The organism is Cellvibrio sp. ARAG 10.3 (genome assembly GCF_051846955.1).
GTDB lineage: Bacteria > Pseudomonadota > Gammaproteobacteria > Pseudomonadales > Cellvibrionaceae > Cellvibrio.
This window is the reverse complement of the sequence record NZ_JBPYCU010000020.1, coordinates 37,843-54,918: the sequence shown is the minus strand read 5'-3', so window position 1 is coordinate 54,918 and position 17,076 is coordinate 37,843. Positions and strand designations below refer to the sequence as shown.

The following is a 17,076-nucleotide window of genomic DNA, read 5'->3' as shown; positions in this document are numbered from 1 at the left end:
TGTCGCAATGTTTGCCATACTCGTCTGGGTATGGCTTTTTTATTTTTTCAGGTGAGTTTTAGGTGACGATGTAACCAATTCAAAAACACCTGAAAGTGGTAAAAAATATTGTTCATAGCCTGTATCTAATTCATCGTTTATTGAATTATTGATTTCAAACCTTTTCCGTTTCTCTAGCTTTATGAAAATCAAACTAGGCAAAAATTTTTCTTCCCATAGAGATTGAAGACTTTTATCGTGATAGGCAATTAACAATCCTTGCTCAATTCTTCTCTTTAATTTTTTGCTTTGACGATTAAGAAAAAAAAATCTTGGCAGCTTATAGTAGAAATAGAAGCTCTCATCAATACTCAACCGCAGACTGGAATTATTCTGCAGGTATTCATTCATAACCTGACTGGCCCCCAAACAAAATAAATCTGCACGACCAGATGCCACCATGCGAAAAGAGCTTTTATACGCAAACATCTCGAAAGTATTAAATCCGTTGCTATTTAGAACCTGGGTATCCACCCAATTAATACCCTGCAAGATGCGATATCGCTTTAACTCATCCGATGTTTCCACAACTGCAACAAGCTGAGCTACTTGAGGATTCACAAAACAGACGCGATAGCTCAGCATTCCTAAATCCACAGGAAATGCTATATAAGTCACATCAGGAATCGGAACTCCAGCGTAACTATCTTCAATAACTAAATCAGGATACTCATTACTGGCGACGGCTTTTCTAGCTCTCAACCTGGTAACACCAGCCGGCAAAGGCTGAAGCTCATAATCACCATAACTCAACCTGGTTTTATCAAGCGCCAGTTTTAACAACTCAATAGTATAATTTTCGTACTGGTCAGCAGGGCTACTGGGAAGACGGTAGTGTACAACTTGTGCACCAACACACTCATATGAAGCTCCTATTCCCGATAAACATAGGATTCTGAGTATCTGACGCAGGTTTAAGTACACCCCCCCCTCCTCCCAATAACCAATATATGCTAGATCAGCATACTCATTACGTGTGCAAACGTCGCCAGCTGTACGCACACCCTAGGCTTAGTCTAAAACCTCCATCAATGCACCCTTATGACAATTTTGTCAACAATTTACATTTCAGTTTTGTCAATATAGAATAGATCAGTTGATAGTTAGTCGCAACTTTGCCCAAATAACGAAAAAATATGAAACGAATAGTCATTATTGGTGAAAGCATGCTGGAGTTAAGTCCTGCTGGCGCAGGTTTATGGCAGCAATCTTTCGCGGGGGATGTCCATAGCTTGGCCGTATATTTGAAACGTTGCGCGCCGAAAGAGACCCAGGTTTGTTTTATGACCGCGGTGGGCATGGACGCACCCAGTAATGACTTAATGACCGCTCTGCAGCAAGAGGACATAGACACCTCGTTAATTTATCAGCACCCAAGCAAAAGCCTGGGCCTATATATGATAAATAACACCAGCAGTGGGGAGCGTAGCTTTCAGTATTGGCGCAACGACGCAGCTGCAAAATACGTCATGCGTTTACATACAGAGCAGTTTTCTGCCGATAACTTTATAATTCCTGATCAAGTATTTTTTTCGGGAATTTCACTGGCCATCATAGAAAAAGATAGTCGTACTATTTTTTGGGATTTCATTCATTGGCTAAAGAAGCAGGGATCTCTGATAATCTTCGACCCTAATTACCGAGAAAAATTATGGTCTTCAGTTGAAGATTGCAAATCTCAATATGAGCTCGCCTTTCGTGCCAGCAACCTGGTTTTGCCAAGCTTGGAGGATTTTAAAAATCTTTATCAATTAGATTCCACTACGGCGGTCTGCGAAATTCTAGACGATTATGATATTGATGAAGTTATTATTAAAAATGGCCCTAATCCTATTGTTTACCAATCACCCAAAGGAAAAATAGAAATCGCTATTACCCAAGTTGATCAAGCTATCGATACTACTGCCGCTGGTGATTCATTTAATGGTAGTTATCTTGCTGCTCGTGCTCGCGGGCTAGACCCCGAAAGTGCTATCCGTTTTGCATCAAAAATATCTGCTTTAGTGATTCAGCACAGAGGAGCTATTCTGAACAAGAACCTATTCGCCCGTTACCTGAAAAACCTATCAAGCTAGTAGAAAAATAACAATCTTGGAATCGCTTCACTCTCCCATCTGCCAGCGTAGCTGCGGCGCCAGATAAACGATGAAAAAAGATCGCGGACAATAAGACGTATGCTTGGATCATTATTATCCAAATCTTAAAATAGTCATTTGCTTGAGGTTAGAAAAATTAAATACGGCCTGAGACAAAAAAGAAGCCAGCAGATTCCCTTCAAGAAAGCGTAAAGCGCAACAATTATTATACTTCCGGCTAGACCTTAAGAGTTTGATGCTTTTCATTCTCAGAAAATAAAATTCTCTCTTTTCATTCTGTTTCGCCTAGCAACAGAATGTCAAATTTGTGATACTTTTTCATCTTATATGAGTATTAGTCGCAGTACCTCTCCTTTATCATAAAAAATCTATCAATGGTCGTTTGGAGACTTCACCCATGAGCAAGTGCCCCTTCAATCATCCCGCTATTCCCGACCCTTTTGAAAAAGCCCGTCTTGAACAAGGTATTGGTTTTGTGGATGATCAGAATGACCCGGTGATGATGGTGCTACGTCATAAAGATTTACGAAGATGTGCGCACGACTGGAAAACCTTTAGCTCTGCCGCCACGCCCGGCAGAATCGTGGTGCCGTCTGAAGTTAATATTCGCGATATTCGTCAGGTTCCCTTTGAAGTAGACCCCCCCCTACACGGCGATTACCGTGCTTTTTTAGAGCCTTGGTTTAAACGGCCACTGGAAGAAAGTTATCGCCAGCGCTTGCGTCAACAAATTTCGGAGTTGGTGGAGGAATCACTACAACAGAATTCCATTGAAGCAATTTATGATTTCGCGCTGCCACTACAATCTCGCGCCTTAACCCTATTGCTCAACATTCCTCATGCAGAAGCGGATGTATTTATCAGCTGGGGCACCCACGTATTTCGCAGCGAAGACAATCCATTAGATGGAAGCAAAGCCCAGGTGCTTTATAACTATATTGATAAAAAAATAGCCGAAGCGGAAAAATCTCCCGGCGATGACATTTTTTCAGTGTTATTAGCCACTGATGTGCAAGGAAGAAAATTAACTCACGATGAAATTAAGGGAATCATTGTTCTTACCTTTGCTGGAGGCCGCGATACTGTAATCAATATGGTCACCAATACTCTCGCTTATTTGGGGGAAAATCCTAAATCGCTGATACGTTTACGCAAAGAGCCTGAAATTCATAACCGTGCGATTGAAGAACTAATACGGTATTTCTCCCCCCTCACCCATATGGGCAGAGTCGCCACTAAAGACAGTGAAGTCTGTGGACACGCAGTCAAAAATGATACTCGGATTTCGCTCTGCTGGGCTTCAGCCAATCGCGATGCAACGGTTTTTGAAAATCCTAACGAGGTGGTGCTGGATCGAAAATTGAATCCGCATGTCGGTTTTGGCTTTAGTCATCACAATTGCCTTGGTGCCACCCACGCACGGGTAATCATGCAAATTCTATTGGATGAACTCTGCCAAAAAGTCAATAAAATCACTCTGGGTGATGCTCAGGAAAATATTGAAGACTGGGGTGAATTTCAGCGCAAGGTGGGTTACCACAAGTTGCTTCTGCAACTATACAAATAGTTTCTTAATTTAACCCGTGAATTCAACACTTTTACGCGAGACAGCAAAATGGCAAAAATCACTTTTATTACCCCCACTAAAGACAGCATCACCTTGGAAGCGACTTCCGGCACTGCGATGGAGCTGGCCGTTAACAATGGCGTTCCAGGTATTGGCGGCGACTGCGGTGGCGTCTGCTCCTGTGCGACCTGCCATGTTTATGTTCCAACAGAGCATGCCGCTAAATTAACTGCTGCCAGTGAAATTGAAAAAGATATGTTGGAGCTGGACGATAATGCAAATGAGCGCAGCCGGTTGTGTTGCCAAATTGATATCAATCCAGAGGTGGATGGATTGGTACTTGAAGTGGTTGGCTAACCCAACCAACCGCTATCAACAACATCCAAACAAACATAAATCATTAATTGTGGGTCATTCGCTATGAATAAGCATCCGCTTACAACACCAACTTGTATTATTATCGGCGCCAGCCATGCAGGTGCTAACGCCGCATTTTCCCTGCGCAAAGAGGGCTGGGCAGGGAAAATTATACTTATCGATAGCGACCCAAGACTGCCCTATCACCGCCCACCGCTGTCAAAAACTTATATTACCAGCGATGATCCAATCGAAAAATTGGCTCTCAAGCCAGAAGCCAGTTACAAACAAGACGGCATCGAATTATTGTTAGGCGTTAAGATCACTCAGCTAGATGCTAGCGCAAAAAAAATCTTTACCCACAATGGCGATGAACTCCATTACGATAAATTAATTCTCGCTACTGGCGCAAGCCCTATAGTACCCGCAATTAACGGTTTAGCTGATGCGCATAATCTCTTCTTTATGCGCAATCTGGAGGATAGCTTGGCCATCAAGGCCGCGATTCACAAGAGCTCAAGCAAACGTGTTGTGATTATTGGTGGCGGTTATATAGGTTTGGAAGCGGCGGCCTCGCTAAGAAAATTAGGAGCATCAGTGCTAGTGCTTGAGCGTGAAAATCGTATTCTTGCCCGTGTCACCGCACCTGAACTGTCGGCTTTCTTTTTACAGCTGCATGAGTCTCATGGCGTAAAAATTCTTACCAATAAAAATGTCAGTGCCATTACCACGAATGCTAGTGTTAATAAAGTAATTACCAGTGACGGCACAGAATATTCAGCCGATATCATTATTGTAGGTGTCGGGGTGCGGATAAATAAAACTCTCGCAGAACAAGCGGGCTTAATCATTGAAAATGGTATTTGTGTCAATGCACAAGCACGTACCAGCAATGAAAACATCTATGCCATTGGCGATTGCACTTATCATTTTAATCCCCATTATCAACGTTATATACGTTTGGAGTCGGTACAAAATGCCGTTGATCAAGCAAAAATAGCGGCCTTGGCTATCTGTGGAAGAGCGCAAGATTATAATGCGCTGCCCTGGTTCTGGTCGGATCAATACGATATAAAATTACAAATGGTAGGGCTTTCAACTGGCTATGACCAAGTCATTATTCGGCATGAGCACAATTCAGATCAGAAATTCTCTGCTTGGTATTTTTCCGGCGATGAGTTGCTGGCGGTAGATGCAATCAACAACGCCAAAGCCTATGTCATGGGGACAAAAATAATCAAGGCTAAAACGCGCATCAACAAAACCGCATTGATGGACAGAAATCGCGAATTAACATTAGAACAATTGCAATAAACTGTTCATTGCCAATAAAATCTTGCCGCTCAATGTAAGTGGCAAGATTTATTTTTATTTGATATACCACTGTGGTTTTTGTGCGTCCTTCAAGTTCTCTTGATACAGAGCCTCATAGAAACTAGCGCGCCGCTTTTCATATTCTTCGTTTTGCAATAGTAAATTAGGCCGATTTTTCCTGTTCCAGTCATTCCAAAGTTTGGCTAACTTTTTCTCTTGTTCAGGTCTTTGGCCGAAAATATTGTGCTGTTCATTCGGGTCTTTAACCATATCAAAAAAAGCGAGACCTAAACCTGGTAGAGGCTGGTGTAGGTATTTTTCTTTTTCTGTGCGCACTGCCCATAAATTATCTGACTCTTCCATGCGCCAAAATAACGCCTTATGCGGCGACACCTTGCTGCTACCAGTAAGGTAGGGAATTAAATTGACTCCATCGAGTTCGGCACCCTGAACATTGGCTCCCGCTAGCGCTAGAGAGGTAGCAGCAATATCCAAAGAGGAAACCAATCCGTTCAAACGCTTTCCTTTGGTGATTTTTTTGGGCCAATGAGCAATGAAAGGAACATGAATACCACCTTCCGTAAGTGCCACCTTTCCAAAACGAAAAGGGCTATTATCGGCCCAAGTATAGTTCGGCCACCAGGAATATGGATAAAGCCCACCGTTATCACTTAAAAAGAAAAGCAGAGTATTCTCAAGCTCTCCGGTTCTGTTCAAGGCATCAATCAACATGCCTATACCTTCATCCATGGCATCTACCATAGCGGCATAGATACGACGCTTCTCATCTTTAATATGCGTGTATTTATCAATGTAACTTTGCGGCGCCTGGAGCGGTGCATGAGGTGCGTTGTAACTCATGTAGATAAAGAATGGCGCCTGCTCTTTGCTGGCTCGTTCAACATAACGCACTGCATCGCGACTTAAGGCGGTGGTTAAGTATTCATCAAATTCCGCCACATCTCGATTGCGCATTATTGGCAATAAATAACCCCCGGCCCCAAGATGAACTTCTCCGGGCATGTAATTGTGGCCGCCATCCAAGAATCCATAAAAATAATCAAAGCCGCGTTCATTGGGTTGAAAATGTGGCGCACCCCCTAAATGCCATTTACCGAAAAGCGCGGTTTTATAGCCGAATTCTTGCAGTCGTGCAGGAAAGGTTTTTTCAGTTAGCGGTAGCCCCATGTATCTGTCATCGGGGGAATAACTCACATTGTTTTCCATGCCAAACCTCGCCTGATAACGCCCAGTAATTAAAGCGGCACGGGACGGGCCGCAATAGGGATGGGTTACATAGCCGTTTTCAAAAACCACCCCCTCATTAGCCAGCGCGTCGAGATGGGGTGTTTGAATTTCAGTTTGACCATTGGTAAATCCAACATCGTTATAGCCCAAATCATCGGCCAGTATTACCACAATGTTCGGGCGGTTATCCGCGCCTAGGGCGCTGCAACTTATCGTCAGTATAAGCACGTGCTGTACCAACAGCTTACCTAATCTAATCATTTTGATTCTCCTGTCAGTCACGGATTTTAAAGGCATCTTGTTGTACCGGTTTATGCCAGTAATCATCCATGCGCTTAATTATCGCACCTAAAAATTCGGGTTTAAGTTGCCATGCGGGGCGCTCCAGCGTTAACTCCCAAACAAACAATTGTCGATAAAGCTCGCTGACCTTGGATGGATTTTTTAGCGCCAGGTTAGTTAATTCGGAGGGGTCTTTTGCAATGTTGTAAAGCTCTGCCGGACGATCAGGAAAGCGCAAAAGTTTCCAATCATCCTGCCGAAGGGCTGCTATCGGCCCCTCCCGCCAAAATAAATTCTTATGGGGAGGCTCAGTGTGCTTTCCTTGCAGAAAGGGTTTAAGGTCGACACCATCCAATTCTGTAACCTGTTGTACATCGCCCCCAGCGGCGGCATAAAAAGTGGGCAACAAATCCAGTGTGGAGACCATATGGCTATAACTACTGCCCGGCTGAGTTATACCCGGCCAACGCATAATCATAGGCACTCGAATACCGCCCTCCAGCAAATTGGCTTTGGTGCCACTCAAAGGGAGATTAATCGAACTATTGTGATCGCTGGGCCCGCCATTATCGTTGGTAAATATCACCAAGGTGTTATCATTCAACCCCTGCTCTTGCAGTGCTTGTAACACTCGCCCTATAGCCCTATCCATGCTAAACATCATGGCAGCATAGGTTTTTCGTTCCCCGCTCAAATGCGGAAATTGATCAAGATCGCCCTGCTCTGCCTCCATTGGATAATGAGGTGCAGTTAAAGATAGAAAAGTAAAAAAAGGCTGATGTTTATTGCGCTTGATAAACTCGATAGCCTCATTCGCCAGAGCATCAGTCAGGTAGAGGGAGCTTTCACCGTAATTATTGAAATTGCGCTCTAGAAAATCTTCCCGGCGCGAACTGGGATGCGTCTGAGTAAAAGGAAAGTAACTGCGCGCACCGCCGCGAAAGCCAAAAAACTCATCGAATCCCCGCTTGAGTGGATGAAACCTATCCTCATTACCTTGGTGCCACTTACCTATAAGGCTGGTGCGATAACCGCGTTCAGCCAAATAATTAGCCATAGTCAACTGATCCAAACGCGTGCCCATATCATCACCTGTGGCGCCTGAGCTGCTCATATAGCCCGGTACATTGTTTTCCTCAAAACCGAACCGCTGGGGATATTTACCCGTTAACAATCCAGCGCGCGAAGGTCCACAGACCGAGGCACTGACATAAGCCTGCTTAAAAACCACACCCTCCTGGGCCAATTGATCCAAATTGGGCGTAGGAATTTCAGTGCTGCCCTGAAAACCAAAATCGGCAAAACCGGCATCGTCAGCAAGAATGAAAAGGATATTAGGCTTGAGTGGCGTAGCACCGTGAGATGGCAAAGCGCTAGCGATGAACAACAATAAGCCCAGGTAAGATAAATAGTTGAAAACAGCGTTGTACTTATTCTTAAGCATGGTATATGGCTCGCAGCAAGGGACTAATCATGACTGATAGCCTACTACTCAGCCTGTAATTTGACCTTCAAATTCCTGCATTGCGCCCTTTAAAATCCTGAACAATGCCACAACCACTTGATTGATATGAATAATCCGGTAAAAGAAGCATATTTTCACTAATTACAATGACTGTTGATGCGCTTTCTGGAAATCTACCGGTGTTTGACCAGTCTCTTTTTTAAATACAGTGCTGAAATAATTGGCGCTGTTAAAGCCAACATCAAAGGCAGTAGCAGTGACAGATTGCACCAAAAGCAATTTTTTAGCCTGATGGACTCGCGTGCCGACTAAATACTGATTCAACGTTTGGCCAGTAGTTTTTTTGAATACTCGCATAAGATAGGACTGACTGATATTAAGCGCTTGAGCAATGCGGGCCATATCAATTTCCTCGCGATAATGCTGGCTGATAAACTCCTGAGCACGCGCAACAATTGAACTTTCCCGCTCCCTGGGCAATTGAGTCAGCAAGGAGGAAAAGGCCAGGGCCTCATCCGCAATGAGCGCACGCACTGAGGCCAGATCCGCACTATGCTCGAGTGCTTGGTTGCGCTCCAGATTGCGCGCCAAAAGATGATCGAGATTGCCCCCGGCCTCAATCCCTAAACCGGTTAGACGATCGATAGCTTCACGCACTTTAAGTTTATAGAGCGCAAGATTCCCGCAAGTGTTAGCTTCCAACTGTCCCAGTAAGGTATCGATCTCTTGTTTTGAAGCGCCTTTGCCCGAGCCAATTAATAGCTGCAACTCCTCCTGCAGCAGCTCTGCCTGCCCTTTGGTGTAGCGAATATCCTGATACACCGCCCAGCACCAACAGCAAGCAGTCACTATGGCACCCACGTAAAGCAACCCATAGGCTTGCTGAAACAACGTAGTCACGCAATGAAATAGCCCGAAGCTAACGCTACCTGCTAGAAAACTTAATGCGACAGGGCTGCGCCGCCCCTTGAGCTGTCGATAAAGCAGATAACAACAGGGGGCAATCAATGCTAGAGCAAGGTAAAGCGCCAAGCTCCATTCCGCGAACTTAACACTAGGGGTAAACGGCAGCAGCACACCAAAGCCAACAGGCAACAACAGTTGCCCAACAGTCGCATCCATTATGACAATGTAACTAGTCGTCGCCAGCATCCCAAATAAATACAGCAGCCATCGGCAAGTTCTTGTCACTTGAATTCCGGTTTGCAAGGCTGTAGCAATCACCATTGAGGGAATCCCCAGAGCAAATAACACGAGTACACGAGTAAATAGAATAATTAATTTTGAATCTTCCTCAGCAAAATGTTGCAATGCCTTACCTAGGAGATAAAAGACATAACCAAGGAGATAGCACAGATGATAACCATAACCAGACAAAACTAGCTTACTCACCAACGAAAAGTAAACCAACACCATTAGTATCAGCTGTGCTGATAATATTGGAAATAAGATATAAAAAAAGGTGTTAAGCGGAATATCAATCATAATAATGGCCAATTCCAAAATAATTTATTCGTTCACTATAGCTGCACTCTAGCCTACACCTACCAAATCGCAGCAATAATAAATTATTATTAAGATCTCTGATTACAGGCTAGCTTTCTATTCTCAGCTGCACTGCTTAGGACCCTTAACGATTTTTAAAATCCGTGACCATTATGAATGCTTTTAGTACATCTGCTCTGAGATTTTTGCTTTTAATAAGTTTCGCTCTAAATGTTAGCGCGGAAAACTATCACCATGAGAAGAATGTAGCCTCTTCTGAAAAATTCATCGGCGTAGATACCTGTAAAAGCTGTCATCTAAAAGAATATCAACAATGGCAAGGTTCCGATCACGATTGGGCTATGCGTAAAGCATCCAAGCAATCGGTGTTAGGGAATTTTAATAACCAAGTATTTGAACACTTTGGCAGAAGGTCCCGTTTTTATCGCAAAAAAGACGAATACTGGGTAGAGACTGATAATGCCCAAGGGGAGCGAGAGCACTTTAGAATTAGCTATACTTTTGGCTTTTTTCCGTTACAACAATATTTGATCGGCTTTCCCGATGGCCGATATCAAGCACTTAACATTGCCTGGGACTCACGCCCTAGAGAAGATGGAGGACAACGCTGGTATCACCTCTACCCTAATGAAGCTATTCCACACGATGATCTATTGCACTGGACTGGCCCATACTTTAACTGGAACAGTCGTTGCGCGGCCTGCCATTCCACCAATCTTGAACGCAATTACAATGCAACCAATAATACTTACAGCACTCACTGGTCAGAGATCAATGTGAGTTGCGAAGCCTGCCATGGACCAGGCCAAAAGCACTTTCAATTAGTAAAAAATGATTCAGCTAAACAATATCCCTATAGTGGTTTTGATGTGTCGCTTAGCCCTGTTGGCGCTTGGCTAAAAACCCAAGAACGGCCGACCTTGGTTCACAGCGGAGAGAGAGATGATACTCAAATAAATGTGTGTGGCTCTTGCCATGGGCGACGCGCACAAATTGGCGAAACACTGCCTTATGGCGCCCCAGCCGCAGAATTTCATAATGCATTTGATTTATCGCTCTTGGAAGAGCCGCTCTATTACCCCGATGGTCAAATTCGCGATGAAGTATTTGAAATGGGCTCTTTTTTGCAGAGCAACATGTTTCATAAAGGGGTGACCTGCAGCAATTGTCACGAACCTCACTCACTTAAGTTGCGCGCACCTGGAAATCAAGTGTGCACTCAGTGCCACGCACCCGACCATTTTGACACACCCAAGCATCACCACCACACCGCCAAGAGTAAAGGTGCGCAATGTGTCAATTGCCATATGCCGAGCACGAATTATATGATGGTCGATGCACGCCGCGATCACAGCATTCGCCTTCCACGCCCCGACTTGAGCAATACATTAGGTACGCCTAACGCCTGCGTTACTTGCCATCAAAACAAAACAAATCTCTGGGCTGCAACAGCACTACAAGGTTGGTTGGCAAAACAGAATAAAACCTTACCCGCACACTACGGCCAAGCCATTCACGCTGCGCAACAGGGGCAGACGAGCGCCGAACAAGCACTCATAAAACTTATCAATTCCCCGACCAGCCCCACAGCACCCGCCCTGGCGCAAGCCACTGCACTGAGTTTACTGCCACCCACAGCAGCAAGTTTAGCCACCGCTCAGCAGCAATTAACAGCCAAGGAACCATTGGTACGCAAGACGGCAGTAAGTTTTTTTGCAGCGCTGCCAGTCGCTCAACGCGTAGATTATTTATTACCATTGGCCAAGGATAAAACTAAAGTCGTGCGATTAGAGGTAGCACGATTGTTAGCAGACATTAATATTCAAGAAGTAAACAAGGATATTCAACTACAACTGAGCACATTATTTGCGGAATATATTAAAGCCCAACAAGTGAATGCTGATACACCAGAAGCACAAATGAATTTGGGCATTTTTTACGCCCGACAACAAAACATCACCGCCGCTAAAGCCGCCTACGAACTAGCGATTAAATTATCACCCCTGCTTGCCAATGCCTATTTAAACCTAGCGGATATTTACCGAACTCAGGGGTCAGAAGATGCAACGCAGAAGATTTTACAGGCGGGAATCGCCAAAAACCCCACCCATGCAACCTTACACTACGCTCTTGGGTTAAGTTTAATTCGTAAAAAAAATTACATCGCCGCTGAAGAAGCGTTGCGCCGCGCAACTGAATTAGACAACACTAACCTTAGTTATTTGCAAGCTTATGCCTTAACGCTGGAGCAACTTCAGCGCAGATCAGAGGCAATCAAAGTATTAATAGAAGCACCAGAACAACGTCCGGATAATTTAAATTTGCTAATTAATTATTTATATAAGGAAAAACGTATAGATGAAGCACAAACTTATATAAAAAAGCTGCATTCAATTCAGCAAACAGATAGGATTCAGAACTAATAAAAGCCAATTTCACTAGCAGTTACTTGGTGTACTGACAAATACCTATACTTGATAAAGCATGGGTATTTGTCATCACCTAACCTTGTTAATCTACTTTGGCGGTCTAATCAAAGATTACCAACTCGCGTTACACGGATTTGATCGCCATTCCACTGCCAAGCACTTGTACCTGTACTTTCTATACGAACGGTATGCGTGCCAGCACCAATGGGGATATTATTAGCAAGTGCGAATGCGCTATACACTTCCCAGCCACCTGTGGAACCCACATTAATAGTGCCGACATAAATTCCATCAATGCTGAGTTTTGCACCAATGCCATTGGTGGCCATAGGTGATGCTGTAATGATTTCAAATTTATATTTACCATCACTTGGAAGTGTCACCAAGTAGTCAGCCCAGTCACCAACGGTGTTGTAATTAATATTACCGGCGCCCGATTTGTTAAAACCAATGTAATTATCACCAGACACTGGAGCTGTAGATTTACCAGTATCATAATAACTCGCAAAATCGATTAACTGGACATTGTTGTTTGCGACGCTGCTAGAACTACTACTGGTCGCAGGAGCACTGCTGGTAGCTGAGGCAACAGGCTTGTAGACCCGGATCCAATCAACTTTAAAGGTGTGGTTATTTACATTGGTAATTTCTGCATCGGTGGGCTGCCGACCTTGAGCAGCATTCCAATTCTGGTCCTCCATGTTGATTATGATATCCATCTCTTTGGTAATGCCCTTACCACCAGTTATATTCCAAGGATCGATTCCATCAATACCATTCACCGTATTAAGTTTATCCATCACCTTAACCAACTGACCATTCACGTAGTATTCGAGACGGGTTGGGCTAGCCCAATAAACACCTATATTTACCCAGTTATCAGTCCAATAGTTCGTACCTTGGCCAGCATACCAAGTACTAGCATCTCGCGGCTGATAATCCGTGAAGGGATTACGAATAAATAAGTGATGACTCAAGTGCAAATGACGCGCAAACCAATCGTTTCGAGCAGCCTTACCTCCGTATGCTTCGAGAATATCAATCTCTTCAGTATCGTCTGGGCTTAGCAGCCACACATCCGAAGCCATAACAGCATTCGCGATTTTCACTCGCGCTTCTACGAACACTGGATACCTAACTCTGGTCGTTGAGGTAATGCATCCTGCGCGAGTAGCCGGTGATGTAAATTGTTCATTTACACCATCCAAATTCAAATCAACGTCGTATGTTTTAGTCTCGCCAGCTAGTCTTGTTGCCTTGATTTGCAACTGACCACCACTTACAGCGACATTCTCACGCCGCCATTTAGTTGGGCCAGGCCCTTCCCAACTATTGTGATAAAAGTTAGTCCATTTACCACCGAAGGTGGCTGCAGAAGGGGTTGCAGAAAAGTTGTAATTAAATTCATCAGATTGTGGCTGCAACTGCCAAACCTTTCCAGCTCCGGGGTTGGCAGGGACAGGGTATGCATCCCAATCCGCAGCTGAAGCACTCATCGCAACAATAGATGACATAAGGGCTGTAAGCCCTAGAACAGTTTTTTTCATAACAATTCTCCAAAAGATTATTTTTATGTTCTGGATAAACGTTTCGCAGAAAATCAAGGAAAACATAAATATTATTTTTATTTATCTCGACGTCTATGTCAGCAGAGCCACCTGATGCTAAGCCCTCTCCAAATCAATATATGTTAATTGTTAACAAATTTCAATAGGTTATAAAATGACCCGTTGACCTAAATAGAAAAGCCGCGCCAGATAGACTTCGGCTGGGTAAAAATAAAACTATTAAATCAAGAGCTTAGGAAAATATACGGCTAAGCCAATTTATTTACCCCTATATTTTCTTCTTGATGAATCACCACAGGCCAGCCGGGAAATTGATTAGCCGGATTGTTATCCGCTATGTTCACCAAAAATCGAAAGGCTTGCATGGTGTAGGTTTTGGCCTTGGTATCAAAAAGAATAAACCCAAAACCACTGCCCTTTTCATGAGCTTGAATATAGCGATTTGCGGATTTACCCACCTCCGGATTGGCAACGGCATAAACATAGATTTTATTGCCAAAGCTATCCAAATATTCACCGGTTTGTGACAAACCGTGAGAGGGCCTACTAGTGTAATTAAGCGCTAGATCATCTGGCCGCCACCATCTCGGCCAACCGGCTGCAATAGCCGGGGTACAAAAGGCCCAGTTGCTATCCCGTTGCGCATCTACGCCATATTGGCACAAAGAGCCAAGATGAGTATCACCACAAATATGCAGCGCTTTGGATTCACGCATAATTGCTATGGCACGATTGCGGGCACTGGCGGGCCAACCGCTAGAGTCAAAATCATATTTTAGATAATTATTCGGAGTGGGCTGATGTGTGGAGATTCCCGCAAAAACGGTTTGACTCAACACGGCTTTCAATGAATGATGACGCCAGTCTTTAGCCCAATGTGCTAAGAAATTTTCCTGGGGCTTGCCCAACAATTGCAAATCCGGACGATCATAAGCGGGGTTAATATAAGCTGGTGGCTCGCCCTCACCCGTAACCCCCACTTGAATATTTAATTGTTCAGGGCCACTTTTCCATTGCCGATCGGCAAGAATTGCAAAACTCACATCGCCATAAACCAAATCGGTGTAATAGGTGCTAATCCCTCTGTTTATGGGTCTTGGGTCAAATGGTTCTGGCAGATGCGCCGTGTGTGTTTTATGCACCAGATTCACCACAGATACCGGGGTGACATAACCACCCCAGGCATCGACATTGCCTGCTATAGGTGCCTCAGCCGGTGCCTCCGCGCCCGCTTCACCCCACAAATTACCCTGCAACACATCGTGATCGTCAGGCAAACAAATAGTGGGCGAATGACGCATAGCCTCTCTGAATGCCCATCCGAACTGATAAAACTTCCGCAAATAATTTAAGGTCGCCGGCTTTTCCGGTGCTCGAATAAAACCAAAACCACCGTGATTTTCGTAAATTTGATCACCAGAGAACAAAATAAGATCTGGATTCAAAGCAACCACATTATTCGCAACAGGTGCGTAGGGAAATGCATAATCGTTCTGACAAGTAAGTGCCGCCATACGCAATGGACGCCCTATAGGGTTGGCTTTAATAGTACCCGAAAAATAGTCTGGCAAATGACCACCATCGCGACGCTGCTCGCGATAAACCACGCGATAGCTGACATCCTCTTTTTCATTCCAATGAGCTATGCGAAAGGTCGCCAACCAGGCATTTGGATCAAGCTCAGCGCGCGCCAAAGATTCCCAACGGCCAGATTGTTGAATTTGCAACTCAACCTCCTTGCTATCATTCTCTCCCATAGGGCCAGTTAACACACTCAATTTCAACACAAAACCTTCGTCTGTGCGGGTATCATTGAGTGTATACATGGTCCATAAAATGGGGCCAAATTTCTGCTCGGGAGCATAGTTGAATGCATCACCTTGCATTATCCATTTTGAAAAACTGTAGCGGCTCCCTTTGGGGTTTGCCGACACCTCCGAAGAAAGGCTAAAGTTGCTAACCACACAAACATTACCCATGATGCTCTCAGTTGCGACCAGGTCATCTAATTGTCCAATTAATTGACCTGTCTCCACCAATCTTGCTTCAAGGGTTAATGCATAGACACCAATACGCGGCTCGCCTGAAAGTTTTAATTCAACCTCAGCATCGCCCAATGATTGAAGCAATTCGATGCGCTTATTCCCCAGCGCCAAATGATTATGAATAATGCCGGCGTCAAAGCCTTGTTGTACAAAACAGTTACTGCGATATTCTCTAATATCGCTGTTCACACCAACACGTATACCTGCGCCACCGTCCTGCTCACCTAGGGCGACTTTTTTTATCCGCACAGAAGTAGAAAAAACACCCGATGAATTAGTGAGCTGATGGGTCAATGAGTGAATACTACGATTTCCACCGGTACTTAAACATTCAGCAGCACCATTAATAATACGCCAGTCCTCCATAGGGTTTGCCCAATATTCGCCACCAATCCATATGCGATCATGACTATTGCTCCAGCTATCCGACACAGGGAAATCCAGTAGCTGGTGCTTAACCGGCTTTTCATTGTGGGTGTTTAGTGAACAGCCAATGGTGCTAGTTGCCAAGCCAGCAACCGCCAGTTTTAATGCGTCGCGACGTGAAAAAATATTAGACATATATCATCTACTCATTAAATGTCATTTTTATTGAGAAATAATCTGTAAATGCAGTGCCAATAGCTGCGGTTAGCAAAGGGGCTTCACCATAAGTTTCCTACCCCTACCCCAACGCGGATTGCGAAAAATATTAATGTTGGGCATCCAGAGCTCAAGACCGGCATACTGACCATTATTGCCAATGGATTAGGAAATTTTATACTTTGCGCGCGCCTCATCCGAAATCGCCGATGCCACTTTTTGAGCAAGATCGGGATCAAAAGTCGCCGCCAAGCCAATCGCCTGAGGAAATATTGTCGCCTTTCCATTGCGCGCCACGCCATGTAAGGCCTCATTCCACCAGCTATATTTAGGCACATTTAACCGAGGAATAGCAGGTGCTGCATGTGATAACTGCGCTATCTTTTCATCCAGCGTCATGGCGCTGACTAATAATTCAGTGCGCGTTTCAAAAATCTGTTCCGAATCAAACCAAGGCTGGTTTCCAGAGGCACTATCTGAGCAATAGGCTTGCACTGATGAAATAAAAAAATACATATCGTTGCTTTTTTAAGCATAAAGAAACCTGCTTTTTTATTTTTAATTATTCGTTTACGGTG

General features: G+C 44.3%; 12 protein-coding genes. 5 read left to right on the top strand and 7 right to left on the bottom strand.

The window, feature by feature from the left end:
- Positions 1 to 39 precede the first annotated feature (39 nt).
- Positions 40 to 963: a hypothetical protein gene (locus ACSV5M_RS18940; RefSeq protein ID WP_439178141.1), complete on the bottom strand. Its 924-nt coding sequence runs from the start codon at positions 961 to 963 to the stop codon at positions 40 to 42.
- 212 nt (positions 964 to 1,175) lie between these two features.
- On the opposite strand from ACSV5M_RS18940, the gene ACSV5M_RS18935 reads away from it, so the two are divergent.
- From ACSV5M_RS18935 to ACSV5M_RS18920, 4 genes are all read left to right on the top strand, one after another.
- Positions 1,176 to 2,114, top strand: a complete 939-nt coding sequence (locus ACSV5M_RS18935; protein ID WP_439178140.1) for a sugar kinase — start codon at positions 1,176 to 1,178, stop codon at positions 2,112 to 2,114.
- A gap of 418 nt (positions 2,115 to 2,532) precedes the next feature.
- The gene (locus ACSV5M_RS18930; protein WP_439178139.1) at positions 2,533 to 3,702 is read left to right on the top strand and encodes a cytochrome P450; all 1,170 of its coding nucleotides are present in this window, start codon (positions 2,533 to 2,535) and stop codon (positions 3,700 to 3,702) included.
- A gap of 48 nt (positions 3,703 to 3,750) precedes the next feature.
- Positions 3,751 to 4,059 (top strand): 2Fe-2S iron-sulfur cluster-binding protein, encoded by a 309-nt coding sequence (locus ACSV5M_RS18925; protein ID WP_439178138.1) that lies wholly within the window; start codon positions 3,751 to 3,753, stop codon positions 4,057 to 4,059.
- A 63-nt stretch (positions 4,060 to 4,122) separates the two neighbouring features.
- On the top strand, positions 4,123 to 5,373 hold the full coding sequence (locus ACSV5M_RS18920; RefSeq protein ID WP_439178137.1) for an NAD(P)/FAD-dependent oxidoreductase: 1,251 nt from the start codon (positions 4,123 to 4,125) through the stop codon (positions 5,371 to 5,373).
- Between the two features lie 54 nt (positions 5,374 to 5,427).
- Here the strand turns inward: ACSV5M_RS18920 and ACSV5M_RS18915 are convergent, their stop codons facing one another.
- The 3 genes from ACSV5M_RS18915 to ACSV5M_RS18905 form a co-directional block, all read right to left on the bottom strand.
- Complete coding sequence (locus ACSV5M_RS18915) at positions 5,428 to 6,882, bottom strand: sulfatase family protein (RefSeq protein ID WP_439178136.1); 1,455 nt, start codon at positions 6,880 to 6,882, stop codon at positions 5,428 to 5,430.
- Between the two features lie 13 nt (positions 6,883 to 6,895).
- Complete coding sequence (locus ACSV5M_RS18910; RefSeq protein WP_439178135.1) at positions 6,896 to 8,347, bottom strand: sulfatase-like hydrolase/transferase; 1,452 nt, start codon at positions 8,345 to 8,347, stop codon at positions 6,896 to 6,898.
- A gap of 162 nt (positions 8,348 to 8,509) precedes the next feature.
- A complete protein-coding gene (locus ACSV5M_RS18905; RefSeq protein ID WP_439178133.1) occupies positions 8,510 to 9,853 on the bottom strand; it encodes an AraC family transcriptional regulator in 1,344 nt (447 codons plus the stop codon).
- 173 nt (positions 9,854 to 10,026) lie between these two features.
- Here ACSV5M_RS18905 and ACSV5M_RS18900 point away from each other — a divergent pair, with 173 nt between their 5' ends.
- Positions 10,027 to 12,297, top strand: a complete 2,271-nt coding sequence (locus ACSV5M_RS18900; RefSeq protein WP_439178175.1) for a multiheme c-type cytochrome — start codon at positions 10,027 to 10,029, stop codon at positions 12,295 to 12,297.
- Between the two features lie 110 nt (positions 12,298 to 12,407).
- Here the strand turns inward: ACSV5M_RS18900 and ACSV5M_RS18895 are convergent, their stop codons facing one another.
- From ACSV5M_RS18895 to ACSV5M_RS18885, 3 genes are all read right to left on the bottom strand, one after another.
- Entirely contained in the window at positions 12,408 to 13,850 is a 1,443-nt protein-coding gene (locus ACSV5M_RS18895) for a carbohydrate-binding protein (RefSeq protein WP_439178132.1), read from the bottom strand.
- Positions 13,851 to 14,119: 269 nt separating this feature from the next.
- A complete protein-coding gene (locus ACSV5M_RS18890) occupies positions 14,120 to 16,477 on the bottom strand; it encodes an alkaline phosphatase D family protein (RefSeq protein ID WP_439178131.1) in 2,358 nt (785 codons plus the stop codon).
- Positions 16,478 to 16,663: 186 nt separating this feature from the next.
- Positions 16,664 to 17,014: a glycoside hydrolase family 3 N-terminal domain-containing protein gene (locus ACSV5M_RS18885; RefSeq protein WP_439178130.1), complete on the bottom strand. Its 351-nt coding sequence runs from the start codon at positions 17,012 to 17,014 to the stop codon at positions 16,664 to 16,666.
- Between the last annotated feature and the right edge of the window lie 62 nt (positions 17,015 to 17,076).